The organism is Bacillus sp. FJAT-42376 (assembly GCF_003816055.1).
In the GTDB taxonomy this organism is placed as follows: Bacteria; Bacillota; Bacilli; order Bacillales; family Bacillaceae; genus Metabacillus_B.
Map to the genome: position 1 here is coordinate 2,299,942 of NZ_CP033906.1, position 24,527 is coordinate 2,324,468.

Annotated in this window: 29 protein-coding genes; all 29 read left to right on the forward strand. The window is 43.5% G+C overall.

Annotated elements, in window-relative coordinates:
• Positions 1–106 precede the first annotated feature (106 nt).
• Complete coding sequence (gene topA / locus CEF21_RS11555; RefSeq protein WP_123916492.1) at positions 107–2,179, forward strand: type I DNA topoisomerase; 2,073 nt, start codon at positions 107–109, stop codon at positions 2,177–2,179.
• Positions 2,180–2,360: 181 nt separating this feature from the next.
• A complete protein-coding gene (gene trmFO / locus CEF21_RS11560; protein ID WP_123916494.1) occupies positions 2,361–3,674 on the forward strand; it encodes an FADH(2)-oxidizing methylenetetrahydrofolate--tRNA-(uracil(54)-C(5))-methyltransferase TrmFO in 1,314 nt (437 codons plus the stop codon).
• Positions 3,675–3,735: 61 nt separating this feature from the next.
• A complete protein-coding gene (gene xerC, locus CEF21_RS11565; RefSeq protein ID WP_123916496.1) occupies positions 3,736–4,635 on the forward strand; it encodes a tyrosine recombinase XerC in 900 nt (299 codons plus the stop codon).
• A gap of 25 nt (positions 4,636–4,660) precedes the next feature.
• Entirely contained in the window at positions 4,661–5,203 is a 543-nt protein-coding gene (gene hslV / locus CEF21_RS11570) for an ATP-dependent protease subunit HslV (RefSeq protein ID WP_123916498.1), read from the forward strand.
• A 13-nt stretch (positions 5,204–5,216) separates the two neighbouring features.
• Positions 5,217–6,617 (forward strand): ATP-dependent protease ATPase subunit HslU, encoded by a 1,401-nt coding sequence (gene hslU, locus CEF21_RS11575; RefSeq protein ID WP_123916500.1) that lies wholly within the window; start codon positions 5,217–5,219, stop codon positions 6,615–6,617.
• A gap of 31 nt (positions 6,618–6,648) precedes the next feature.
• Complete coding sequence (gene codY / locus CEF21_RS11580) at positions 6,649–7,428, forward strand: GTP-sensing pleiotropic transcriptional regulator CodY (RefSeq protein ID WP_123916502.1); 780 nt, start codon at positions 6,649–6,651, stop codon at positions 7,426–7,428.
• Positions 7,429–7,656: 228 nt separating this feature from the next.
• Complete coding sequence (flgB, locus tag CEF21_RS11585; RefSeq protein ID WP_123916504.1) at positions 7,657–8,043, forward strand: flagellar basal body rod protein FlgB; 387 nt, start codon at positions 7,657–7,659, stop codon at positions 8,041–8,043.
• Positions 8,044–8,046: 3 nt separating this feature from the next.
• A complete protein-coding gene (flgC, locus tag CEF21_RS11590) occupies positions 8,047–8,490 on the forward strand; it encodes a flagellar basal body rod protein FlgC (RefSeq protein WP_123916506.1) in 444 nt (147 codons plus the stop codon).
• A gap of 11 nt (positions 8,491–8,501) precedes the next feature.
• The gene (fliE, locus tag CEF21_RS11595; protein WP_123916508.1) at positions 8,502–8,804 is read left to right on the forward strand and encodes a flagellar hook-basal body complex protein FliE; all 303 of its coding nucleotides are present in this window, start codon (positions 8,502–8,504) and stop codon (positions 8,802–8,804) included.
• A gap of 55 nt (positions 8,805–8,859) precedes the next feature.
• A complete protein-coding gene (gene fliF, locus CEF21_RS11600) occupies positions 8,860–10,449 on the forward strand; it encodes a flagellar basal-body MS-ring/collar protein FliF (RefSeq protein WP_123916510.1) in 1,590 nt (529 codons plus the stop codon).
• 12 nt (positions 10,450–10,461) lie between these two features.
• Positions 10,462–11,478 (forward strand): flagellar motor switch protein FliG, encoded by a 1,017-nt coding sequence (gene fliG / locus CEF21_RS11605; protein ID WP_123916512.1) that lies wholly within the window; start codon positions 10,462–10,464, stop codon positions 11,476–11,478.
• Positions 11,471–12,220 (forward strand): flagellar assembly protein FliH, encoded by a 750-nt coding sequence (gene fliH / locus CEF21_RS11610; protein ID WP_164462169.1) that lies wholly within the window; start codon positions 11,471–11,473, stop codon positions 12,218–12,220. The genes fliG and fliH overlap by 8 nt, the downstream gene beginning before the upstream one ends.
• Positions 12,217–13,536 carry a flagellar protein export ATPase FliI gene (fliI, locus tag CEF21_RS11615; protein ID WP_123916523.1) on the forward strand — a complete coding sequence of 440 codons (1,320 nt, stop codon included), beginning with the start codon at positions 12,217–12,219 and terminating at the stop codon, positions 13,534–13,536. Before fliH ends, fliI begins: the two co-directional genes overlap by 4 nt.
• Positions 13,536–13,979, forward strand: a complete 444-nt coding sequence (fliJ, locus tag CEF21_RS11620; protein ID WP_123920183.1) for a flagellar export protein FliJ — start codon at positions 13,536–13,538, stop codon at positions 13,977–13,979. Before fliI ends, fliJ begins: the two co-directional genes overlap by 1 nt.
• A 10-nt stretch (positions 13,980–13,989) precedes the next feature.
• A complete protein-coding gene (locus tag CEF21_RS11625) occupies positions 13,990–14,589 on the forward strand; it encodes a MotE family protein (protein WP_123916525.1) in 600 nt (199 codons plus the stop codon).
• Complete coding sequence (locus CEF21_RS11630; protein ID WP_123916527.1) at positions 14,586–15,875, forward strand: flagellar hook-length control protein FliK; 1,290 nt, start codon at positions 14,586–14,588, stop codon at positions 15,873–15,875. The genes CEF21_RS11625 and CEF21_RS11630 overlap by 4 nt, the downstream gene beginning before the upstream one ends.
• Before the next feature lie 9 nt (positions 15,876–15,884).
• Positions 15,885–16,340: a flagellar hook assembly protein FlgD gene (gene flgD, locus CEF21_RS11635; protein ID WP_123916529.1), complete on the forward strand. Its 456-nt coding sequence runs from the start codon at positions 15,885–15,887 to the stop codon at positions 16,338–16,340.
• Positions 16,341–16,342: 2 nt separating this feature from the next.
• Entirely contained in the window at positions 16,343–16,699 is a 357-nt protein-coding gene (locus CEF21_RS11640) for a TIGR02530 family flagellar biosynthesis protein (RefSeq protein ID WP_123916531.1), read from the forward strand.
• Between the two features lie 77 nt (positions 16,700–16,776).
• Positions 16,777–17,778: a flagellar hook-basal body complex protein gene (locus CEF21_RS11645; RefSeq protein ID WP_123916532.1), complete on the forward strand. Its 1,002-nt coding sequence runs from the start codon at positions 16,777–16,779 to the stop codon at positions 17,776–17,778.
• 43 nt (positions 17,779–17,821) lie between these two features.
• Positions 17,822–18,043, forward strand: a complete 222-nt coding sequence (locus CEF21_RS11650; RefSeq protein ID WP_123916533.1) for a flagellar FlbD family protein — start codon at positions 17,822–17,824, stop codon at positions 18,041–18,043.
• Complete coding sequence (gene fliL / locus CEF21_RS11655; RefSeq protein ID WP_123916535.1) at positions 18,036–18,461, forward strand: flagellar basal body-associated protein FliL; 426 nt, start codon at positions 18,036–18,038, stop codon at positions 18,459–18,461. Before CEF21_RS11650 ends, fliL begins: the two co-directional genes overlap by 8 nt.
• Before the next feature lie 27 nt (positions 18,462–18,488).
• The gene (gene fliM / locus CEF21_RS11660; protein WP_123916537.1) at positions 18,489–19,487 is read left to right on the forward strand and encodes a flagellar motor switch protein FliM; all 999 of its coding nucleotides are present in this window, start codon (positions 18,489–18,491) and stop codon (positions 19,485–19,487) included.
• On the forward strand, positions 19,477–20,649 hold the full coding sequence (gene fliY / locus CEF21_RS11665; protein WP_123916539.1) for a flagellar motor switch phosphatase FliY: 1,173 nt from the start codon (positions 19,477–19,479) through the stop codon (positions 20,647–20,649). Before fliM ends, fliY begins: the two co-directional genes overlap by 11 nt.
• A gap of 15 nt (positions 20,650–20,664) precedes the next feature.
• Positions 20,665–21,027, forward strand: a complete 363-nt coding sequence (locus CEF21_RS11670; protein ID WP_123916541.1) for a chemotaxis protein CheY — start codon at positions 20,665–20,667, stop codon at positions 21,025–21,027.
• Between the two features lie 21 nt (positions 21,028–21,048).
• The gene (locus CEF21_RS11675) at positions 21,049–21,702 is read left to right on the forward strand and encodes a flagellar biosynthetic protein FliO (protein ID WP_241156857.1); all 654 of its coding nucleotides are present in this window, start codon (positions 21,049–21,051) and stop codon (positions 21,700–21,702) included.
• On the forward strand, positions 21,699–22,364 hold the full coding sequence (fliP, locus tag CEF21_RS11680; protein WP_123916545.1) for a flagellar type III secretion system pore protein FliP: 666 nt from the start codon (positions 21,699–21,701) through the stop codon (positions 22,362–22,364). The genes CEF21_RS11675 and fliP overlap by 4 nt, the downstream gene beginning before the upstream one ends.
• Positions 22,365–22,376: 12 nt before the next feature.
• Positions 22,377–22,646 (forward strand): flagellar biosynthesis protein FliQ, encoded by a 270-nt coding sequence (gene fliQ / locus CEF21_RS11685; protein WP_123916547.1) that lies wholly within the window; start codon positions 22,377–22,379, stop codon positions 22,644–22,646.
• A 1-nt stretch (position 22,647) separates the two neighbouring features.
• Positions 22,648–23,442, forward strand: a complete 795-nt coding sequence (gene fliR, locus CEF21_RS11690) for a flagellar biosynthetic protein FliR (protein WP_123916549.1) — start codon at positions 22,648–22,650, stop codon at positions 23,440–23,442.
• Positions 23,426–24,505 (forward strand): flagellar biosynthesis protein FlhB, encoded by a 1,080-nt coding sequence (gene flhB / locus CEF21_RS11695; protein ID WP_241156858.1) that lies wholly within the window; start codon positions 23,426–23,428, stop codon positions 24,503–24,505. The genes fliR and flhB overlap by 17 nt, the downstream gene beginning before the upstream one ends.
• Positions 24,506–24,527 lie beyond the last annotated feature (22 nt).

Genomic DNA, 24,527 nt, shown 5'->3' on the forward strand with positions numbered 1-24,527 from the left:
AGCGCCTGCTAGCTGCAATCAACAGCCAAGTTTAACAGAGCTTAAAAAAAGAAAGATGTAAAGGGATAGACAAAGAGAGAGAATACCTCTTGAGGGGGACATATGGATGTCAGATTACCTGGTTATTGTAGAATCACCAGCCAAAGCAAAAACAATTGAGAAGTACTTAGGGAAAAAATTTAAAGTAAAAGCATCAATGGGACATGTCCGTGATTTGCCCAAAAGCCAGATCGGCGTGGATGTAACCCAAAACTTTACACCAAAGTATATTACGATCAGAGGAAAAGGCGATGTCCTTAAGGAATTAAAATCCGCTGCCAAAAAAGCAAAGAAAGTATATCTCGCAGCTGACCCGGATCGCGAAGGGGAAGCAATTGCATGGCATTTGGCACACAGTCTGGACCTGGATGTTCACTCTGATTGCCGGGTTGTGTTCAATGAAATTACAAAAGATGCGATTAAAGAATCGTTCAAACATCCAAGAGCGATAAATATGGATTTAGTGGATGCCCAGCAGGCGAGGCGGATTCTTGACAGGCTTGTAGGCTACAAGATCAGCCCGATTCTTTGGAAAAAGGTTAAGAAGGGTTTGAGTGCCGGACGTGTTCAATCTGTTGCCGTGCGCTTAATCATAGATAGAGAAAAGGAAATCCATGCATTTATTCCCGAAGAATACTGGACAGTAGAGAGCCAGTTTTTCAAAGGGAAGGACCAATTTGAAGGTTCTTTTTACGGAATGGACGGTAAAAAAAGAGAGCTGAAAACAGAGGAAGATGTGAAAGAAGTAACAGCCCGGATCAAAGGGAATGCTTTCCAAGTTGCCAACGTTACGAAAAAAGAGAGAAGGCGTAATCCTGCCGTGCCTTTTACAACCTCAACTCTGCAGCAGGAAGCGGCAAGGAAACTGAACTTCAGAGCCAAGAAAACGATGATGATTGCTCAGCAGCTGTATGAAGGAATTGACCTTGGAAAAGAAGGGACTGTCGGGTTAATTACATACATGAGAACGGACTCGACAAGAATTTCCGAAACCGCACAAACAGAAGCTGCCGGCTATATTGAACAGCAATACGGCAAGGACTATCTCGGAGTCAAAAAAGCGGCAAAGAAAAACTCGAATTCCCAGGATGCGCACGAAGCAATCCGCCCGACTTCCACATTAAGAGATCCTTCTTCGATGAAGGAGTTCTTAAGCCGTGATCAGCTCCGGCTTTATAAACTGATCTGGGAACGGTTCTTATCCAGTCAAATGGCTTCTGCTGTACTTGACACAATGAGCGTTGACCTAGATAATAATGGAGTTGTTTTCCGGGCTACAGGATCGAAAGTGAAATTCCCCGGGTTTATGAAGGTATATGTGGAAGGCAATGATGATCAGGTTGAGGAAAAAGACCGCTACTTGCCGGAGCTTGCAATCGGGGATGAAGTATTCTCTAAAGATATTGAACCCGCTCAGCATTTTACACAGCCGCCGCCGAGGTACACAGAGGCGCGTCTGGTAAAAACACTTGAAGAGCTTGGAATAGGGCGTCCTTCAACGTATGCTCCCACCCTTGATACCATTCAAAAAAGGGGCTATGTATCGCTTGATAATAAGCGCTTTGTTCCGACAGAGCTTGGTGAAATCGTTCTTGAATTAATCATGGAGTTTTTCCCTGAAATTATTGATGTGGAATTTACAGCCCGAATGGAGAACAGTCTGGATGAAGTAGAAGACGGCCACATTCAATGGGTGAAAATTATAGACGATTTCTATAAAGACTTTGAAAAAAGGATTACCACTGCTGAAGCAGAGATGGAAGAAGTTGAAATTAAACCTGAATTTGCAGGAATTGACTGCGAAGAATGCGGGAATCCGATGGTCATCAAAATGGGCCGCTACGGCAAATTTATGGCTTGTTCGAATTTTCCCGACTGCCGAAATACAAAACCAATTGTCAAAGAAATTGGGGTACCATGCCCGAAATGCGAAAAAGGAAATGTAGTAGAACGCAAATCCAAGAAAAAACGGATTTTCTACGGCTGCGACAGATATCCTGAGTGTGATTTCCTATCATGGGATAAGCCGATTGCAAGAAACTGCCCGCGCTGTGAATCTATGCTTGTCGAGAAGAAGCTGAAAAAAGGTGTTCAGGTTCAATGTACAGCCTGTGATTACAAAGAAGAGCAGCAAAAGTAATGGTGAGCCCTCTTATGCTCACCTTCTTTTTATTTGCCTGCTGTTTTTAAAATGCAAGCCAGCCTTGTCGGCATGAGCTCCCTTATGGGAATGGAACCCGTCTGGACACGCAGATCGGCCAGATAAAAAATAGAGTGATTCGGCTTCAATGGAGTGAGCCGGATCAAAGGAGGATACAAAAATGAGTCAAACAGCAACAGTGGTCAATGTAATTGGAGCGGGGCTTGCCGGCAGTGAAGCTGCATGGCAGCTAGCGGAAAGAGGCGTACAAGTTCATTTGTATGAAATGAGACCTGTTAAACAGACACCTGCTCACCACACCGATAAATTTGCTGAACTTGTATGCAGCAATTCACTTCGGGGAAATGCTTTGACAAATGCAGTTGGAGTATTAAAAGAAGAAATGAGACACCTAAACTCCGTTATTATCCGGTCAGCTGATGATTGCGCTGTGCCGGCAGGCGGAGCTCTCGCGGTGGACCGCCATGAATTTGCGGGCCTCGTAACCGAGAGAGTAAAGAATCATCCGAATGTAACCGTCATGAATGAGGAGGTTACGTCTATCCCCGAGGGTCCAACGATCATCGCCACCGGTCCGCTGACATCCAAGGCTCTTTCGGATGAACTGCAAAAGCTTACGGGTGAAGATTATTTCTATTTTTACGATGCGGCAGCTCCCATTCTTGAAAAAGAGAGCATTGATATGGACAAGGTTTACTTAAAGTCCAGATACGATAAAGGGGAAGCTGCATACTTGAATTGCCCGATGACAGAAGAGGAGTTTGACCGTTTTTATGATGCGCTTGTAGAGGCTGAGACTGTTCCGCTTAAAGAATTCGAGAAAGAAATTTTCTTTGAAGGATGCATGCCGATTGAAGTTATGGCAAAGCGGGGGAAGAAAACGATGCTTTTCGGACCGATGAAGCCTGTAGGGCTTGAGGATCCGAAAACCGGCAAGCGCCCTTATGCAGTTGTCCAGCTCAGACAGGATGATGCTGCCGGAACCCTTTACAATATTGTTGGTTTTCAGACACATTTAAAATGGGGACCTCAAAAAGAGGTGCTGAAGCTGATTCCAGGGCTTGAAAATGCTGAAATTGTCCGTTACGGGGTGATGCACAGAAACACATTTATCAACTCTCCTAATCTGTTAAAGCCTACTTACCAATCCAGACACCGTGAAGATTTGTTCTTTGCCGGCCAAATGACAGGAGTGGAAGGGTATGTTGAATCGGCTGCGTCCGGACTCCTTGCAGGAATCAACGCGGCAAACCTTGTATTGGGCAAAGATCTGGTCGTGCTGCCGCCTGAAACGACTCTTGGAAGTATGGCTCACTATATCACGAATGCGAACCCGGATAATTTTCAGCCTATGAATGCCAACTTCGGGATTCTTCCTGAACTTCCGAACCGCATTAAAGTGAAAAAAGACAGGTACGAAGCCTATGCGCAACGGGCGTTGGAAACAATTCAAAAAATTTCGAAAACGATGTGATATTCATTGCCAAGGGCGGTTACAATGTGATAACATTTAATCGCCCTTGTGAGGTGATGAAGTGGAAAATGTTAAGAAAAGTTTAATTTTGTTCGTAGAATATTTACAAATTGAGAAAAACTATTCACAATATACAATTGTGAATTACACTGCAAATATTGAAGAATTTTCCCTGTTTATGAAGGAAGAGGGGATTGCAGGTCTTGATCTTGTGACCTACCAGGATATTAGACTGTATTTGACCAAATTGCACCAGCTGAAACTGGCAAGGAGAACGATTTCAAAAAAGATTTCCAGTTTGCGAAGCTTTTATAAATTCCTGAATCGTGAAAAGCTGCTGAACGACAATCCGTTTTCACTCGTATCCATGCCAAAAAGAGATGGAAGAATACCGGCATTCCTTTATGAAAAGGAATTAGAGCTTTTATTCTCTGTATCCGATCTCAGCACACCGCTCGGCCAAAGAAACCAGGCATTGCTGGAAATGCTATATGCTACAGGCATGCGGGTCAGTGAATGTTCAGGTCTGACCAGACAGGATGTCGATCTGTTCATGGGAACGGTCCTTGTAAACGGAAAAGGCAGCAAGCAGCGGTACGTTCCATTTGGGAGCTTTGCCCAGGATGCATTGGAGCTGTATTTAAAAGATGGGCGGGAACAGCTTATTCAAAAATCAGCCGGTCATGATGTGATTTTTGTGAATAACCGGGGAAATCCGCTAAAACCTGGCGGCATCCGTCATATTTTAAATGAACTGGTAAAGAAATCTTCTTCAAACTTACATATTCATCCGCACATGTTCCGCCATACGTTTGCCACCCATCTTTTAAATGAGGGGGCAGACCTGCGGAGTGTTCAGGAGCTGCTGGGACATTCCCATCTGTCCTCCACCCAGATTTATACCCATGTTTCGAAGGATCAGCTGAAGAAGACATATATGTCCCACCATCCCAGAGCGTAGCTTATGATAAAAGGAGGAACGGAAAATGAGTGAATTCCATGCAACGACCATATTTGCTATTCATCATAAAGACGGGTATGCCATGGCTGGCGACGGACAGGTCACATTCGGCAATGCTGTTGTCATGAAACATACAGCAAGAAAAGTGCGCAGACTTTTTAACGGGAAAGTCATTGCCGGATTTGCCGGTTCAGTTGCGGATGCTTTTACCCTGTTTGAGATGTTTGAAGGCCGGCTTGAAGAATACAATGGCAATCTCCAGAGAGCGGCAGTAGAGCTCGCTAAAGAATGGAGAAGCGATAAAGTTCTGAGAAGACTGGAAGCCATGCTGATTGTCATGAACAAAGAAGATCTTCTTCTGATTTCCGGTACAGGCGAAGTGATTGAACCGGATGACGGGATTCTTGCGATCGGTTCAGGCGGCAATTATGCTCTTTCAGCAGGAAGAGCTTTAAAACGATACAGCGGCGAGAGCTTAACAGCAAAAGAAATTGCAGAAGGCGCACTCCGGATTGCCGGAGAGATTTGTGTATATACAAACAGCAATGTCATTGTAGAAGAGCTGTAGGAAAGGATTGGTCATGATGAAAAACCAATTAACCCCTCGACAAATTGTAGAACGGCTGGATCAGTATATTGTGGGTCAGAACGATGCGAAACGAGCTGTGGCGGTCGCCTTAAGAAACCGTTACCGCAGAAGCCTGCTCGATGAATCGCTGAAGGATGAAGTAGTGCCGAAAAATATTTTAATGATCGGTCCTACCGGAGTAGGAAAGACAGAAATTGCAAGGCGGATTGCTAAACTGGTCGGAGCTCCGTTCATTAAAGTGGAAGCAACAAAGTTTACAGAAGTTGGATATGTCGGCCGGGATGTGGAATCGATGGTCAGAGATCTGATGGAGAGTTCGATCCGGATTGTAAAAGAAGAAAAAATGAACGAGGTTAAAGGTGCAGCAGAAGAAAATGCCAACAGACGCCTCGTTGAACTGCTAGTCCCTTCCAGGAAAAAGAACCAAAGCAATAAAAATCCTTTTGAAATGCTTTTCGGAGGCGCCCAGCAGCAAGAGCAGACATCTTCATATGATGATGATTCGGATTTAAGCGAGAGAAGGAAAAAAATCGATCATCAGCTCAGAATGGGAGAACTTGAAGATCATTATGTCACAGTGGATGTGGAAGAGCAGCAGCCATCCATGTTTGATATGCTTCAAGGCTCGGGTATGGAACAGATGGGCATGAACATGCAGGATGCCCTCAGCAGTTTTATGCCGAAAAAGACGAAGAAGCGGAAGCTTACCGTTAGAGAAGCGAGAAAGGTTCTCCAGAATGAAGAAGCCCAAAAGCTGATTGATATGGAGGAAGCAACACAGGAAGCCGTATCCCGCGCCGAACAGTCTGGCATTATTTTTATTGACGAGATTGACAAAATTGCAAAGAAAAACAGCGGCGGAGGTTCTGCCGATGTCTCAAGAGAAGGCGTCCAGAGAGATATTCTCCCGATTGTTGAGGGATCGACAGTCGTGACCAAATATGGTTCAGTTAAAACGGATCATGTTCTTTTCATTGCAGCGGGAGCCTTTCATATGGCAAAGCCATCTGACCTCATTCCGGAGCTCCAGGGGAGATTCCCGATTCGTGTTGAACTCACCAAACTGACAACTGATGATTTTGTCCGGATTCTAGTTGAACCTGATAACGCCCTCCTAAAGCAATATACTGCTTTACTTGAAACGGAAGGTATAAAACTTGAATTTTCAGACGATGCTATTCGTAAGATTGCGGAAGTTGCCTACCATGTTAACCAGGACACAGATAATATTGGAGCCAGAAGACTACATACCATCTTGGAGAGACTTCTTGAGGATTTATCCTTTGAAGCTCCGGATGTGACGATGGATAAAATTACCATAACACCGCAATACGTGGAAGAAAAGCTGGGGAAAATCGCTAGCAACAGAGATTTAAGCCAATTTATCTTATAGAGATTGATCATTTTTAGGAGGAAACCCAACCATGGCTTTACTAGAGAAAACAAGAACCATCAATGCAATGCTACAAAAGGCAGCAGGAAAGCCTGTTAACTTTAAAGAAATGTCTGAGATTCTGAGTGAAGTAATCGAAGCCAATATCTTTATTGTCAGCAGAAGAGGAAAACTGCTCGGCTTTGCTATTAATCAGCAAATCGAGCACGAACGCATGAAACAAATGCTGGAAGACCGACAGTTTCCTGAAGAATATACCAAAAATCTCTTCAAGGTTTCTGAAACGTCCTCCAATCTGGATGTATTCAGCGAATATACGGCTTTCCCAGTTGAAAACCGTGACCTGTTTAAAAATGGACTTACCACCATCGTACCGATTATCGGAGGAGGAGAGCGTCTCGGAACGCTTATCCTGGCCCGTCTGGAAGCACAATTTGAAGATGATGATCTCATTTTGGCAGAATACGGAGCAACGGTCGTAGGTATGGAAATACTAAGAGAAAAAGCGGAGGAAATTGAAGTTGAGGCGAGAAGCAAGGCAGTTGTGCAAATGGCCATCAGCTCTTTATCCTATAGTGAACTGGAAGCTATTGAACATATTTTTGAGGAACTTAACGGAAACGAAGGCCTTTTAGTCGCAAGTAAAATTGCTGACAGGGTTGGAATTACCCGATCCGTGATCGTCAATGCACTTCGCAAGCTGGAGAGTGCCGGCGTGATCGAATCACGTTCCCTTGGGATGAAAGGAACATACATTAAAGTACTCAACGACAAATTCCTCATTGAATTGGAACGGTTAAAATCAAATTAATGTAAAAAGACACCCTTATGAAGGGTGTCTTTTTATTTTTGTGGTTCAATATACCTATGAAAAATAGATATATAGTCCCGTTCAAAAAATAGAACAATGTATGTATGAAAATTTACAAGAAGTTCATAGACTTTGAGCCTATATAAATTTACAATAACAGTATAGATTTAACATATTTCGACACCAATAGGATACGAATGACTTAGAACTTTTGTGGGAGGGTAAACGATGCTTTTTTCAAATACAATCTCTTCTCTTGAAACGGCACTAAAAACGTCCAATATACAGCAAAAAGTTATCTCTAATAACATTGCGAACGCGGACACCCCGGGTTTTAAAGCAAAGCAGGTTTCATTTCATCATGTTCTTCAAGGGGAGATGGAAGCTATTAAAGCAGCCAGAACGGACGCAAGACATTTTGAATTTACCAACTCTTCTGATGCAGGCCCGGCGATCAGCAGCAAGAATAGCTCCTATCATCCCAATGGGAACAGTGTAGACATTGATCAGGAGATGTCGGATCTTGCTAAAAATCAAATTCAATATAATGCGCTTGTCGATCGGTTAAACGGAAAGTTTAAATCCCTTCAGACGGTTTTAACGGGAGGGAGATAGCGCATGTCTATATTTAACAGTTTAAACACTTCAGCTTCAGCCCTGACGGCCCAGCGCCTTCGAATGGATGTTGTGTCTTCGAATATTGCAAACGCTGAAACAACGAGAGGGAAACTTGTGGATGGCAAATGGCAGCCGTACCAGAGAAAACTAGTGGAAATAAAAGAGAGGGACAGTTTTTCAAGTATGTTCAGTACAGCCAGGAATGGGATGGCGGGAAGCGGCGTTCAAGTCACACAAATCAGCGATGACAAAACGCCTTTTAAACTCGTGTATGACCCTGCGCATCCCGACGCGGATGTTCAAGGATATGTGAAATTGCCAAATGTAGATCCCTTGAAAGAGATGACAGACCTCATTAGCAGCTCCCGTTCTTACGAGGCGAACGTTACCGTTTTTAATGCATCAAAAAGTATGCTGCTAAAAGCTTTAGAAATTGGAAAGTAGGATGAATGCAGATGATGAATGGAATTACACCTTTATCCATGCAGGGGATAAACAGCCTTCCTGAGCCGGCAGGTTCTTCTGCAAAACCTCAGGTAAGCCAGTTTGGCGATATGCTGAAGAGTGCCTTAAATGAGGTAAACAGAGCCCAAGTGGAATCGGACAAAATGACGGGGGCATTGGCTAAAGGCCAGAACATTGAACTTCAGGACGTGATGATTGCGGCCGAGAAAGCGAGTATCACTTTATTATCGGCGGTAGAAATGAGGAACAAGGCCATTGAAGCATATCAGGAAATAATGCGCATGCAAATGTAGGATGACTGGCACTGCTATGTAACGAGCTGTCAACAGAACCGGGGGAACAGAAAGAATGAATCAAAAGCTTAGAGAAATAGGTGAGAAAGTCCTTCAGTTCTGGAGGGGGAAATCAAAAGGTCAAAAGGGAATGATGATCGGCAGTTTTTTGGCGGCGGTGATCATCCTGTCTGTATTGGCATTCTTTTTATCGAGGCCGAATCTCGTGCCTTTATATAAAGATCTTACACTTGAAGAATCCGGCCAGATCAAAGAAACAATTGATGGCAGGGGCATCCAATCCGAAATTGCCGACAATGGGACAACGATCCTCGTTCCCGCCGAAATGGTGAACAGTTTGAAAGTCGACCTGGCAGCAGAAGGGCTCCCGGAAACAGGAACCATTGATTACTCCTTTTTCGGGCAAAATGTCGGGTTTGGAATGACGGATAAGGAATTTGATGTTTTAAAACTAAAAGCCACACAAACAGAACTTTCCAACCTTATAAGAGGGATTGAGGGAGTCAAAGACGCAAGTGTCATGATCAACATGCCGCAGGAAACCGTATTTGTAGGGGAAGAAGCAGAACAGGCATCTGCATCCATTGTGGTAACAATGAATCCGGGCAGCAAATTGGATCAGTCAAGAGTTGAAGCTCTTTACCACCTTGTATCCAAAAGCGTTCCGAACCTCCCTGCGGATAATATCGTCATTATGGATGATCATTTTAATTACTTTGATCAGAATAAGGAAAATGATCCTGCGGTCAGCAATTATGCGACTCAGCATGATATAAAAATGGGTATCGAACGGGATCTGCAGCAGCAGGTTCAGAAAATGCTCGGTACTATGATTGGCCAGGATAAAGTAGTGGTGTCGGTCACAACGGACCTTGACTTCACACAGGAAAACCGTGAAGAAAATTTAGTCGAGCCCGTGGATAAAGAAAACATGCAGGGAATCCAGGTCAGTGCTGAAAGGATTACTGAAGCGTATACAGGTGACGGAGCCAGCGCAGCAGGCGGAACAGCCGGCACCAGTGAAGGCGATGTGCCAAACTATCAGCAATCTGCCCAAAACGGAAACGGCAATTATGAGCGGAATGAAGAACGGATCAATAACGAAGTAAACCGCATTAAAAAGCAAATTGTTGAAAGTCCTTACAAAATCAGAGATTTGGGAATCCAGGTGATGGTTGAGCCGCCGAATCCTAAAAATCCAGGATCCATTCCACAGGGGCGGGTCGACGATATAAAGCAAATGCTTTCAACGATTGTAAGAACATCGATCAACAAGGATGCAAATGCACAGCCGATATCCGATCAGGATATTGAAAGTAAAATTGTCGTGTCTGTACAGCCTTTCGCAGGTAAACTGCAGACGCTGCAGGATACACCATCAGCCGGAATTCCTGTCTGGGTGTATATTGGCGGAGGAGTGCTCCTTGCTGTCATACTATTGCTCATTTTCCTTCTCTTCAGAAAAAGAGGCCGGGAAGAAGAGGAGTATGAAGAAGAGATTGTCACGATTCCACTCAATGTGCCGGATGTAAATGAGGAGATGGAATCAGAAGGAACGCTGCGCCGCAAGCAGCTTGAAAAACTGGCAAAAGAAAAGCCGGAAGATTTCGCTAAGCTGCTTAGAACCTGGCTATCGGAAGAATAAGGAGGAACCGTCATGGTAAGAAGAGATCATACTAAACTATCTGGGAAACAAAAAGCTGCCATCCTCCTTATTTCAATGGGACCCGATGTATCCGCTTCTGTCTATAAGCATTTATCCGAAGAAGAAATCGAACGGCTCACACTGGAAATTTCAGGTGTGCGTACGGTCGACTCCTCTAAAAAAGAAGAAATCGTGGAGGAATTCCACGAGATTGCCATGGCACAGGATTTTATTACTTCAGGGGGCATTGCTTACGCAAAAGAAGTGCTTCAGAGGGCATTGGGGGAGGATAGGGCAACATCCATTATCAGCAGGCTTACTTCTACACTTCAAGTGAAGCCGTTTGATTTTGCCAGAAAAGCAGAACCGGCCCAAATCCTTAATTTTATTCAAAATGAGCACCCCCAAACGATATCCTTAATTCTTTCCTATTTAGATCCTGTACAGGCTGGACAGATTCTATCCGAACTGCCTCAGGAAGTCCAAGCAGATATTGCACGCCGAATTGCTGTCATGGACAGAACCTCACCTGAAATCATCAATGAGGTTGAGCAGATCCTTGAGAAAAAACTATCCTCAGCCTTTACGCAGGACTACACACAGACTGGCGGAGTGGAAGCGGTTGTGGAAGTGCTGAACGGAGTGGACAGAAGCACGGAAAAAACCATTCTGGATGCTCTTGAAATTCAGGATCCTGAACTAGCAGAAGAAATTAAGAAACGCATGTTTGTATTCGAAGATATTGTTACTCTTGATAACCGGGCTATACAGCGTGTGATCCGAGACGTCGATAACGAAGATCTTAAGCTGTCCCTTAAAGTCGCGAGTGAGGATGTCAGAGAAATTGTCTTTAAAAACATGTCCACCAGAATGGCAGAGACATTCCGTGAAGAAATGGAATATATGGGCCCTGTCCGTTTAAGAGATGTGGAAGAGTCACAATCCAGAATTGTCAGTGTGATTCGCAGACTCGAAGAAAACGGAGAAATCGTTATTGCCCGCGGCGGAGGAGACGATATTATTGTCTAGGCTGATAAAATCACGTTCTGCGGTTAAGCCCGTTCAGGCGGCTGCCATTGTCCCGATTATCAATATGAATGAAATCGATCATCTGACTTATGAAGAAGCAGAATCCGAACAGCTTAGAAATGCCAGAAAAATGAGCGAGCTGATAATCAGTAAGGCTAGAGCTGAAGAGGAAACGATTCTTCAGTCCATCGAGTCGGCCAAACAGAGCTTTGAGCAGGAGAAACTCATTTTAGCAGAAAAGGCAAGAGAAGCTGGCTATCAGGAAGGACTGCAATATGGCAGGGATGATGGATTCCATCAAGTCTCAGCTCAGATTCAGCAGGCGAACAGTCTCGTTGAATCTTCACGTGCTGATTACCTGGAAAAACTTGAGTCGGCTGAAGAAACCATTGTCAGGCTGGCAGCAAAAATGGCAGAAAAAATTATCGCTTCTGCTTTGGATGAGAAACCTGCCCTCATGAAAGAAATGGTGAAACAGCTGCTGAGAGAAGTAAAAGATTATGATGAAATAAAAATATTTATTCACCCTGACCGCTACGAATTTGTCCGGTCACAGAAGGAAGAATTAAAACAGCTCTTAACAAATGAGCAGGAACTGTTTTTATATATGGACGAAAGCCTTTCTCCTTTTGATTGTTTCGTTGAAAGCTCATTCGGCAGAATTGATGCCTCCGTAGACACTCAGCTCAAACAGCTGGAAAAACAGCTGCTTGAAAGACTTGGAGAGGAAGAATCTTCATGAATGCCGCTGATTTGCTGAACACAGTAGAAATGCTTGATTCATATAAACGTTATGGAAAAGTGAAAAGGGTCGTCGGACTGATGATTGAATCCAGAGGGCCGGCGAGTTCGATAGGGGACCTTTGTTATATCCATACAGGAGCTGGAAAATCAAAAAAGATCCCTGCAGAAGTAGTGGGATTTAAAGAAGAAAATGTGCTGCTGATGCCGTTTTCTCCTGTATCCGATATCTCTCCCGGCAGTATCGTGGAGGCCACAAAAGAACCGCTTCGGATCCGAGCGGGAATCCCTTTAATCGGTTCAGTCTTGGATGCCCTCGGGAAGCCGCTTGATGATGCAGCCCTTCCGAAAGGATTGTCCAATGTTCCATCTGACCAGTCTCCTCCTAATCCCATGAAAAGGCCTCCGATTGATGAACCCATGGAAGTGGGAGTGAAAGTAATTGACTCCCTGCTGACAGTTGGAAAAGGACAAAGAGTGGGCATTTTTGCCGGAAGCGGTGTTGGAAAAAGTACGCTGATGGGAATGATTGCAAGAAATACGAAAGCAGATTTAAATGTAATCGCACTAGTCGGGGAACGTGGAAGGGAAGTAAGGGAGTTTATTGAACGGGACCTCGGGCCGGAGGGGCTAAAACGATCCATAGTTGTTGTAGCAACATCCGATCAGCCTGCTCTAATGAGAATGAAAGCAGCCTATACAGCGACAGCCATTGCAGAGTATTTTCGTGATACCGGACGGGACGTTATGCTGATGATGGATTCGGTAACACGGGTTGCGATGGCGCAGCGGGAAATCGGCCTTGCGATCGGAGAGCCTCCGACGACAAAAGGGTACACGCCTTCTGTCTTCGCTATTTTGCCCAAGCTTCTTGAAAGAACAGGAACGAACGAACACGGCTCCATAACAGCATTTTACACGGTGCTCGTGGACGGGGACGATATGAATGAGCCTATTGCCGATACTGTAAGGGGAATTTTGGATGGGCATTATGTGCTTGACCGCTCACTGGCCAACAAAGGCCAGTTCCCGGCGATCAACGTATTAAAGAGCATCAGCCGGGTTATGAATCATCTCGTAACACCACAGCACAGACATGCTGCCGGTAAATTGCGGGAATATCTATCAGCCTACTTGAATGCAGAAGATTTGATCAGCATTGGGGCTTATAAGCGAGGGTCGTCAGAGGAGATTGATGAGGCAATCCGATTATATCCGGAGATTCTTGAGTTTTTAAAACAGGAAGTTCATGAGAATGTCTCATTTAAAGAGAGTGTGGAACAGCTATTTATGAAAATGGAGATGAATCATACTTGATGGAATACACGTTCCGTTTCCAAAAAATATTGGAACTGAAGGAAAACGAAAAAGACTTGAGGCTAACTGAATACAATCGTTCTGTAAAGGATTTTGAAACTGCAGCGGAAAAATTGTACGAATCTATGAAAAAAAAGGAAGTTCTTGAGGAAAACACAAAAAAACAGCTGAAGAACGGAATGGCTGTTCAGGCAATCAGGCATTACCAGCAGTTTGTCACGAATCTGGACCGGACCATTGAATACTATCAAAAACTCGTGATGATCAGCCGGAATAACATGAAAGAAAAACAGGAAGTCCTGATGGAGAGCAATTCTGAAGTCAGGAAGTTTGAAAAAATGAAAGAACGCCATAACGAACTCAATCGTGAAATTGAGAAACAAAATGACTCAAGGAGCATGGATGATTTATCCATTAGATCATACATGTACCGGGAAATCTAGGTGAAAGAAGTTGGAACATAACAAAAAAGAATATGGAAAAGTTCAGTGGTTTTTCTTTGTCATCCTAATCCCTCTTGTATTTACGGTTACCCTTGCTGCAGTCATACTATCTGTTGCCGGATTTAACATCCGTGAGACAGCTTCCGGATGGATTGCGCCCTTAACCGGGACGAATCAGAAGGAATCAGTCAAGGAAGAGACAATGCCTAATGCAGATCATGCAGAAATGCAAAAAACAGCGAAAGAAAACAAAGAGCTTACCTCTTCAGTTTCTGCACAAAAACAGGAGATTAAAGCACTTGAGAACGATGTACAGCTGAAAGAAAATAAAATTGCCGGCTTAACAAAAGAAGTAGAGGACCTGAGAGCCCAGCTTGAGGAAACATCTTCTGCCAATCCCCCTGAAAAGGATATCACGAAGCTCTATGAGGGGATGTCTGCGGGCAAGGCAGCCAGTATCCTGCCTTTACTGGAAGAAAAAGATGCGATGAAAATCCTGAAGGCGATGAAGGATGATCAAGTGACAGATATTTTTGAAAAAATGTCACCGGAGGACGCTGCATTGTATACGGGCAAACTTGCTGCATTAGAAGGTGGTGAAACACGATGATCCGGTCCATCAGTCAAATAGCCTTTACATCGGAGTCTTCGGGTCCAGCTTCAACATCGCTGGAGCTTGCGGGTTCAGCTCCAACATCCCAGGGGGAACGTTCATTTTTACAACTGTTTGGTGGGCTTCTCCGCTTGTCCGATCAAATGGTTGCCAATACCCAGCCGGGTCCAGCAGGATCAAATCCCCAGAATGTCACAGAAGAGGATTTATTTGCACTACTGGAAGGCCTCCAGGAGCAAATCAGCAATATGCTTGAAAAAGGGGATGTTGATTCTGATTTGCTCTCTGATCTGCAGGAACTGGCATCCGGGCTGTTTAGCTATCTGGCACAGTCATCCCCAATAACCTTAAGCACGGGCATCCATCAATCAGAGAATTCTTTTTCTCTTGCATCAGAGGAAAACATAAATCCAGAGGCGCCTCCGGAGTGGATGCACGCATTACGTGACAAGAAATTGCAATCGGCCCTGGCCGTTTTGCAAAATAACGGACAAATGGTTCCATCACTTAAAACGGTTCTTCAAAAGTTGATCAATACAGAAAACGGGAATGCGAATCAGGTTATTCCGCCCTTCAGGGAATTCCAAAAGTCTGTAAGGCAGACAGTTCAGCCATCAAATGGACAAGATCTACAGCTGGAACCAGAGCCTGTGCAGCAAAAAAACAGTTTGAATCCTTTCCCTTCTGCTAAAAATCATTTCAAGTTAAAAACAGCAGAGACACAGACTGGGACAGTAAAATTTGCGGCACCAGGGGACGTGGAAGCTTCGCCGGCTGACCCGCCTGCTTTTACGGTTCAATCTCCTCTATCAAAGCAAGAACAGCTGTCACTATTTATAAAAACAGATTCTTCCGGAAATCGCGCCAGCCAGCAAGACTTGGTGTTTCAGATACAACAGCTATTCCAAAACGGCAAGTTTACTGCTGTAAATGGATCTGAAAAGCTATTCCTGAAACTATACCCCGAACATCTTGGGGAGCTGCGTATAGAAATCATGCAGTCAGACGGCAAATGGACGGCAAAATTCACAGCAGCCACAGCCTTTGTCAAAGAGGCCATTGAAAATCATATGCATCACCTGAAGCAGGGATTGGCAGGACAGCACATTCAATTGGAAAAAGTAGAAGTATTCCAGTCCTTTTCTTCAGCCGGAAGGGATTTAATGCAGGAGCAAGGGGAGCGGCATAGAGAGCAGTCCCAGCGTGAGAGAAGGAGGGAAGAACAAGATCTTCCAACTTTCGAAGAATCCCTTCATGAAGAATTAGTAAATGAAAAAGTGTAGGTGATAAACATGGAAACGAAAATTGATTCTTCTTATATGCTGACAAGCATCCAAAAAGATGAACGAAAACCATCAGATGTATTAGGGAAAGATGATTTTCTGAAAATCCTGATGACGCAGCTGCAAAATCAGGATCCGCTTAATCCGATGGAGGATAAGGAATTCATATCGCAAATGGCGTCATTTTCCTCTCTTGAGCAAATGACGAACATGAATACAACGATGCAGAATTTCATGAAAACCCAGTCAGGAAGCCGGATTCTGGAATACAGCTCTTTAATCGGAAAAGAAGTTGCTTACTCATATAAAGTGACCGATGACGAAGGAAATTCCACAGTTAAAGAAGGAACGCAGTCTGTTAAATCAGTCAGTCAAAAGAATAATGAAGTGGCACTTGAACTAATGGATGGGACCGTTATTTATACCGATGAAATTGTTAAGGTATCGGATAAAGGCAGTAAATAATAATGGAAAATCGAATCGATTATCTTCAGCATCCGCCGCTTTCCATATACCGCCCAAACCAAGGTAAGAAAGCAGACACGTCTTTCCAGTCTCTTTTAAAAGAAAAAATGACCATCAGCAAGCATGCTCAAGCCAGGCTGGATGAACGGAATATCACAATTTCTGCAGAAAAGTGGAACAAACTCGAGGACAGTCTTTCAAAGGCAAAGGAAAAAGGGATCCAGGATGCTCTCGTTTTATCAAACGAAGGAGCCTTTATCGTCAGTGTGAAAAACTCAACCATGATTACAGCCATGAACCGCAAAGAAGCAGCCTCTCAGATTTTCACGAATATTAACGGAACAATTATATTGGATTGAAAACGGCCGGACCCGCTAAGGGAAGCCGGGCTGCCGAATGACAGAAGCAGCCAGCCAAAAAAATGGGGGAATTGTAAATGCTAAGATCATTGTATTCAGGTATCAGCGGGATGAAAAACTTTCAAACAAAACTGGATGTTATCGGCAACAATATTTCAAATGTAAATACGTATGGCTTCAAAAAAAGCAGAACGATTTTTCAGGATTTATACAGTCAGTCGATTTCCGGAGCGAGTGCACCATCCGGCGGGCTTGGAGGTACGAATCCTAAACAGGTTGGATTAGGTTCACAACTGGCTTCTGTAGATATAATTCATACTGGTGGCAGTATGCAAACTACTGGCAGAAATCTAGACTTAGCGATTGCAGGGGATGGTTTTTTTCAAGTAGCTGATTCACAGTCTAACAAATTCTCAAACATAGGATATACAAGAGCTGGAAACTTTTATTTGGATAAAGATGGGAAAATGGTTAACAGTCAAGGGCAATACTTAGTTGGCTTTTCTGCCATTGCTACCGGCAACTATGATCCAGATGGAGCTGGAAGTGCACCTACCGTAAACAACATCGAATTAGGGCCTCTGCCTAAAGATGTTGATATGACAAAATTCAATTTTGCGTCCCAAACTTATACAGGAGGGCCAGCTCCAGTTAACAACCCTACTGGTGCAACATTCAGTACCGCTACGGTCCCGGTTAACTACGCACCAATTAAAATACCAACAGATGCTCAATCAATGAGTATAGGGCAAGATGGTTCTGTAACATATGTAGATCAATTTGGAACATTGCGCTGGGCTGGTCAAATCGCTGTTGCTAAGTTTGCTAACAGCGGCGGTCTAGAGAAATCAGGATCCAATATTTACACAAGTACATCTAACTCTGGAACACCGAAAATTGATTTTCCTGGAATGTCAGGTAATGGGTTAATCCAATCTGGCTCCCTCGAAATGTCCAATGTCGATCTTTCTGAAGAATTCACTGAAATGATTGTTGCGCAAAGGGGTTTTCAGTCCAACACAAAAATCATTACCACTTCAGATGAAATTCTGCAGGAGCTAATGAATCTTAAACGATAAGAATGGGGGGGAGGGAGCAGCAGGATAGCTGTTCCCGATCTTAATGATTAAAGTGACCCGATTGAATGGACAATCGTTCTACCTCAATGCCTTGCAGATTGAAATGGTTGAGTCCTTTCCTGATACAGGCATTACCCTGACCAACGGCAGAAAATTCATCGTTGCAGAGAAGGAAGAAGAAATTATAAGCAGGATGAGTCATTTTTACAGGGAAATTGGCCTTTTAGCCATAACGAACAAGCTAAAGGAGCAGGGAAATGAATAAAAAGCTATTATCGATTATGTTCATTATTATTACTTCAATTACTTTGATTGGGGTTGCAGCACTCGCAGTTATGACAAATTTTTTTGAAAAGGATACATCCGGAGCGCCAACAATCGATGAGGTTGTTGAATCATCTGTAGACGTTCCCGAGCTTACAACGAATCTGGCTGGCGGAAGCATTGTCAGGATTTCGTTAAAGCTTGAAACGGATTCGAAAAAAGCCAAAACAGAATTGGAAAAGAGAGAGTTTCAGGTTAAGGATGTCGTGATTTCAGAGCTTAGCAATATGAAGGCAGACCAGCTTGCAGGTACAAAAGGAAAAGAGCAACTAAAGAAAACGGTAATGGAAGGCATTAATAAACTAATGCAAGAAGGAAAAGTTGAGAAGGTCTACACAACCTCCTTTATCCTGCAATGATGAAATATTGTCCAAGGAGGTGACGCTATGTCCGGTGAAATATTGTCTCAAAGTGAAATAGATGCACTTCTTTCTGCCATTACTACAGGGGAAATGGATGCAGAAGAACTGAAGAGAGAAGATGCAGAGAAGAAAATTAAAACGTATGATTTTAAAAGAGCACTTCGCTTCTCTAAAGATCAGATTCGCAGTCTTACGAGAATTCATGAGAATTTCGCCAGGCTGCTGACCACATATTTTTCAGCGCAGCTCAGGACTTATATTCAGATATCCGTTGCATCTGTGGATCAGGTTCCTTATGAAGAGTTTGTCCGGTCCATGCCTAAAATGACGGTTCTTAATATATTCGAAGTGGAGCCGCTTGAGGGACGTATTGTAATGGAAGTGAATCCGAACATTGCGTATGCCATGATGGATCGGGTTTTGGGTGGGATTGGCTCAGGTTTCAACAAAATTGAAACTCTGACGGAAATTGAAACAAAAATCATGTCCAACTTATTTGAAAAGTCATTGGATAATTACAGGGAAGCGTGGAGTTCAATTATTGAAATTGAACCGGATATGCAAGAGTTTGAAGTGAACCCCCAGTTTATTCAAATGGTTTCTCCAAACGAAACGGTCATTGTTATTTCACTTACTGCACAGGTTGGAGATACAAGCGGCATGATTAATTTATGTATTCCCCATGTTGTTCTTGAACCGATTATTCCTAAGCTCTCGGTTCATTACTGGATGCAATCCGACAGGAAAGAAGTAAATCCTGCAGAAACAGAAGCTTTGCAAAAGCGAATTGAACTGACAAACATTACTCTGTCAGCAGAACTCGGTTCCTCTGAAATCACAATCCAGGAGTTTATGGAACTTCAGAAGGGTGATATTATTCAAATCGATCAATCCATTGATCATCCGCTCCTGATTAAAGTAGGAAACAAGCCAAAATACACAGGGCAGCCTGGAAAATTAAACCGCAAATTAGCTGTGCAAATTATTGACCACTATTTTGGGGGTGAAGAAGATGGGGAGTAATGAAATGCTATCACAAGATGAAATCGATGCGTTGCTAAAAGGAACAGGTCTTGAAGAGGATTCAGCAAAAGAGGATGAGCTTTCAGAATACCTTGATGCCATGGAGGCAGATGCCCTCGGAGAAATAGGAAATATTTCTTTCGGCAGCTCTGCTACCGCGCTTTCAACTCTGCTCAATCAAAAAGTGGAAATCACCACACCTGAGGTTTCCATTATTGAAAAAAACAGACTTTCTGATGAGTTTCCAAAGCCATATGTTGCAATTGAAGTCAATTATACAGAAGGATTTTTAGGAAGCAATCTGCTGGTTATCGAGCAGAATGATGCTGCCATTATCGCGGATCTGATGATTGGCGGAGACGGTACAAATCCGGATCCATCCCTGGGAGAGATTCATTTAAGTGCTGTCCAGGAAGCAATGAATCAAATGATGGGTTCAGCTGCGACGAGTATGTCGACAATTTTTAATAAAAAAGTGGACATCAGTCCGCCGCGCTTGGACTTGCTTGATATCAATACGGGTGAGGGGACCAAATCAATCCCTGATGCTGAAATGATTATAAAAGTCTCGTTTCAGCTGAAAGTAGGCGTCTTAATTGATTCAAAAATCATGCAGGTTCTTCCGCTGCAGTTTGCGAAGGATTTGATAAATGAACTGATGAACCCTGCAGATGCCGGCTCTTCAAATGAAGTACATACTCTGGAAGAAGAACCAGCACAGGTTTTAGAAGGCAATGGCAGCGGGATGTCTCAGCCGCTTCATCAAAACAGCCATGCTTATTATGAAAATTCTCAGCCTGTGTACAGGCAGGAAAAGGTTAATCCTTCTCCTCAGCCACAATACGAGGTGAAGCCAGCTCAATTTGCTAATTTCGAGCCAAATCACTCTACTGGTACTGAACACAGAAATCTGGATCTCCTCATGGACATTCCCCTTCAGGTAACCGTTGAGCTCGGGCGGACAAAACGTTCCATTAAAGAAATATTGGAGCTGTCTTCCGGATCGATTATCGAACTTGATAAGCTTGCAGGGGAGCCGGTTGATATATTGATTAACCGCAAAATTGTAGCTAAAGGCGAAGTCGTCGTTATTGACGAAAATTTTGGAGTGCGTGTAACAGATATTATCAGTCAGCAGGACCGGCTGAACAAACTTAAGTAAACGGGAGTGTCAAAAATGGCTAAAAGAATTTTAATTGTAGACGATGCAGCATTTATGAGAATGATGATCAAGGATATTCTATCTAAAAATGGGTTTGATGTGGTAGGAGAAGCGGCAGATGGTGTGCAAGCTGTAGAAAAATACAAAGAACATCAGCCTGATCTTGTTACGATGGATATAACCATGCCTGAAATGGACGGCATTACTGCACTCAAAGAAATCAAAAAAATAAATCCGAATGCGAAAATCATTATGTGTTCCGCAATGGGACAGCAGGCAATGGTCATTGATGCGATTCAGGCTGGAGCGAAAGATTTTATTGTTAAACCTTTTCAGGCAGACAGAGTAATCGAAGCCATTCAAAAGTCACTTAGCTAGGCTGGTGTAACCGTGCAAAAAATGCTTAAAGCAACTGCAGCCGTGCTGATTTTTCTCCTTGCTGCCTTTTCTGCCGTCCATTCCAGTTCTGCAGAAGCCGCTGAAAAAGATGGAACGGTCCAGGATTATTTGAATAAGGAAGAGAAAGCAGAAAAGAAAGAAAACAGCCAGACTCCAAACCCAATACCTCAGGATGCTTCAAAACCTGGGGTAACGGCTTGGGATTTTATCAAAATGATTGCTGCAACGATTTTTGTTGTAGGTTTAATTTATGTGCTTTTCCGTTTTATTTCTTCAAAAAACAAAATGATGACACATGCCGCCTATCTTCAGACACTTGGAGGAACCTCTCTCGGGCAGAATCGCTCCATCCAGCTTGTGAAGGCTGGCGACGATATTTTACTAGTCGGGGTCGGGGATTCCATCCAGCTCCTCAAAGTGATTGAGGATGAAGAGGAAATAGAACGGATTGTCAAACAGTACGAGGATAAAGGGGTAGATCTTCAGGGGGCCAGGGCGCTTTTCTCAAAGGCAGCCCAATCGTTTGGGGGAAAAGCCGAAGCAAAACCCGCTCTATCTTTCAAACAATCTCTTCAAAAGCAGCTTGAAGAACTGGGAAAAGAACGAAAACAAAAGGAAGAAGATTGGATCAGGAAAGGGAACAGTGAAAAATGAATGAGCTTATGGGAATTTTGGGTTCAGGAGAAGCCGAAAGCGTAAGCACTTCTGTTCAGCTGCTGCTATTGCTGACTATTCTATCTCTTGCACCAAGCATACTGATTTTATTTACATGCTTCACGAGAATTGTCATTGTATTATCCTTTGTCCGGACATCCCTTGCCACACAGCAGATGCCTCCAAATCAAGTCTTGATCGGATTATCGCTGTTTCTGACATTTTTTATTATGGGGCCGGTATTTTCGGAGGCAAATGAGCAGGCATTGACGCCATTGCTGGAAGAAAAAATCACACTTGAACAGGCTTATGTTAAAGCTGAAAAGCCATTTAAAGAATTTATGAGCAAGCATACGAGACAAAAAGATCTCGAACTCTTTCTAAATTATGCGAAGATCGAAAAACCAAAAACAGTAGATGACATCCCGATTACGGCATTAGTTCCGGCCTATGCCATCAGTGAAATAAAAACGGCCTTTCAAATTGGATTTATGATTTTTATTCCCTTCCTCGTCATTGATATGGTCGTTGCCAGTATCCTGATGTCGATGGGAATGATGATGCTTCCGCCGGTTATGATTTCACTGCCTTTTAAAATTTTGCTTTTTGTGCTCGTGGACGGATGGTACTTAGTAATTAAGTCATTGCTTCAAAGTTTTTAAGGAGGAACATATATGAGTTCAGAGATGGTCATTTCCATTGCTGAAAAAGCGGTTTATACGACCCTGATGATATGCGGGCCGCTGTTGCTGGTAGCGCTCGTCATTGGTTTGGCGGTCAGTATTTTTCAGGCAACAACACAAATCCAGGAGCAGACTCTCGCATTTATCCCAAAAATTGTAGCGGTCATGGTAGGCCTCATTTTTTTCGGTCCTTGGATGCTGACCACACTCGTTTCCTATGCGGCAGATATCTTTGGGAATCTGGATCGGTTTATAGGTTAACATGTCGCTATTAAACCACTATCCTTTTTTTCTGTTAATTTTTGCAAGAATGTCCGCTTTTATGATTACCCTGCCTCTCTTTTCATATCGGACTATTCCGGCATTTCATAAAGCTGGTTTTTCTTTTTTTCTTGCCTTAATCATGTATGAAACGATGAAGCCTCCTGTACTGGAAATCAACGCATTTTATTTTCAGCTTCTTTTGAAAGAAATATTTATCGGATTAATGATTGGTTTTCTTGCCTATCTTATGTATTCTGCCATCATGATTGCCGGCAGTTTTATGGATTTTCAGATTGGATTTGCCATTGCCAATATTATTGATCCCCAGACGGGAGCACAAAGTCCGCTGCTTGGCCAGCTGCTGAACACGCTGGCTCTGCTGCTCATGCTGAGCCTGAATGCGCATCACATGCTGCTGGACGGAGTGTACTACAGTTTTCAGTATATCCCGCCTGAATCGGTTTCCTTTTCTTTAACAAGTGATGCGATTCCTGAATTTATAATGAAATCCTTTTCGCTTATGTTTTTAATCGCTTTTCAAATGGCGCTCCCAATTGTCGGATCATTATTTATTGTGGATATTGCTCTTGGTATTGTAGCGAAAACCGTACCGCAGATGAATATCTTTGTTGTCGGCCTTCCTGTGAAAATGCTGTCGGCCTTCCTTTTGCTCATGATTGTGATGGGAGCACTGTTTTTTGCCATGCAGGGATTGTTTGAAACATTAACCGAAACAATGAGAGACCTGATCAAGCTTTTAGGAGGAGTGGATCATGCTGTTAATAAACCTTGATATTCAGTTCTTTTCAGGCGAAAAGACAGAAAAAGCCACTCCGAAAAAGCGTCAGGACTCAAGGAAAAAGGGGCAGGTTGCCAAAAGTGCAGATGTGAATATGGCTGTCAACCTGCTGGCTGTGTTTTTTACCTTGCTTGTATCGGGGGCTTTTTACCGCGATCGGCTGATCGGATTCGTCCGGGGAAGCATTAACGAGTACATGATGCTTGAGGTAACCGAGGAAAATGTCCAGAAACTGATGGGATCCATCACGATGGAAGCAGCCTACCTGCTGGCTCCGGTAATGGGAGCCGCACTGGCGGCAGGAATAATCAGCAATTATATACAAGTTGGTTTTCTGTTTTCTACAGAGAGCATTCAGCCAAAGCTTGAAAAAATAGATCCGCTTAAAGGATTCAAACGGATCTATTCAATCCGGGCGCTTGTGGAGTTTTTGAAATCCATTTTGAAAATCCTTTTTACCGGAGGGGTAACGGCGGCAGTCATTTGGCTGAGAATTGGCGATATATTGCGTCTTCCTTATCTAACCGTTGAACAATCTCTTCAGTTCCTCGGCGTTCTAACCGTTCAGATGGGACTTGCCGCAGGAGGAGCACTGTTATTTTTATCGCTGCTCGACTATTTGTATCAAAAATATGACTTCGAGAAAAACATCCGCATGTCTAAACAGGATATTAAGGATGAGTATAAAAAATCGGAAGGCGACCCGCTCATTAAATCCAAAATCAAGCAAAGACAGCGGGAAATGGCGATGAGAAGGATGATGCAGGATGTACCGGATGCTGATGTGATCATCACAAATCCTACTCATTTTGCAGTAGCGCTAAAATATGACGAATCAAAAATGGATGCCCCTTTTGTCGTGGCAAAAGGAGCAGATCTTGTAGCCCAAAAGATCAAAGAAATTGCTAAAAGCCATGAGATTGCGGCTATTGAAAATAAACCGCTGGCCAGAGCCCTTTTCGCACAGGTAGAAATCGGCCAGGCAGTACCTGAAGAGTTTTTCAAAACAATAGCAGAAATACTGGCTTACATATACCGTCTTAAAAATAAAGTGTAGTTCGTAAGACTGAAAGCGAGGA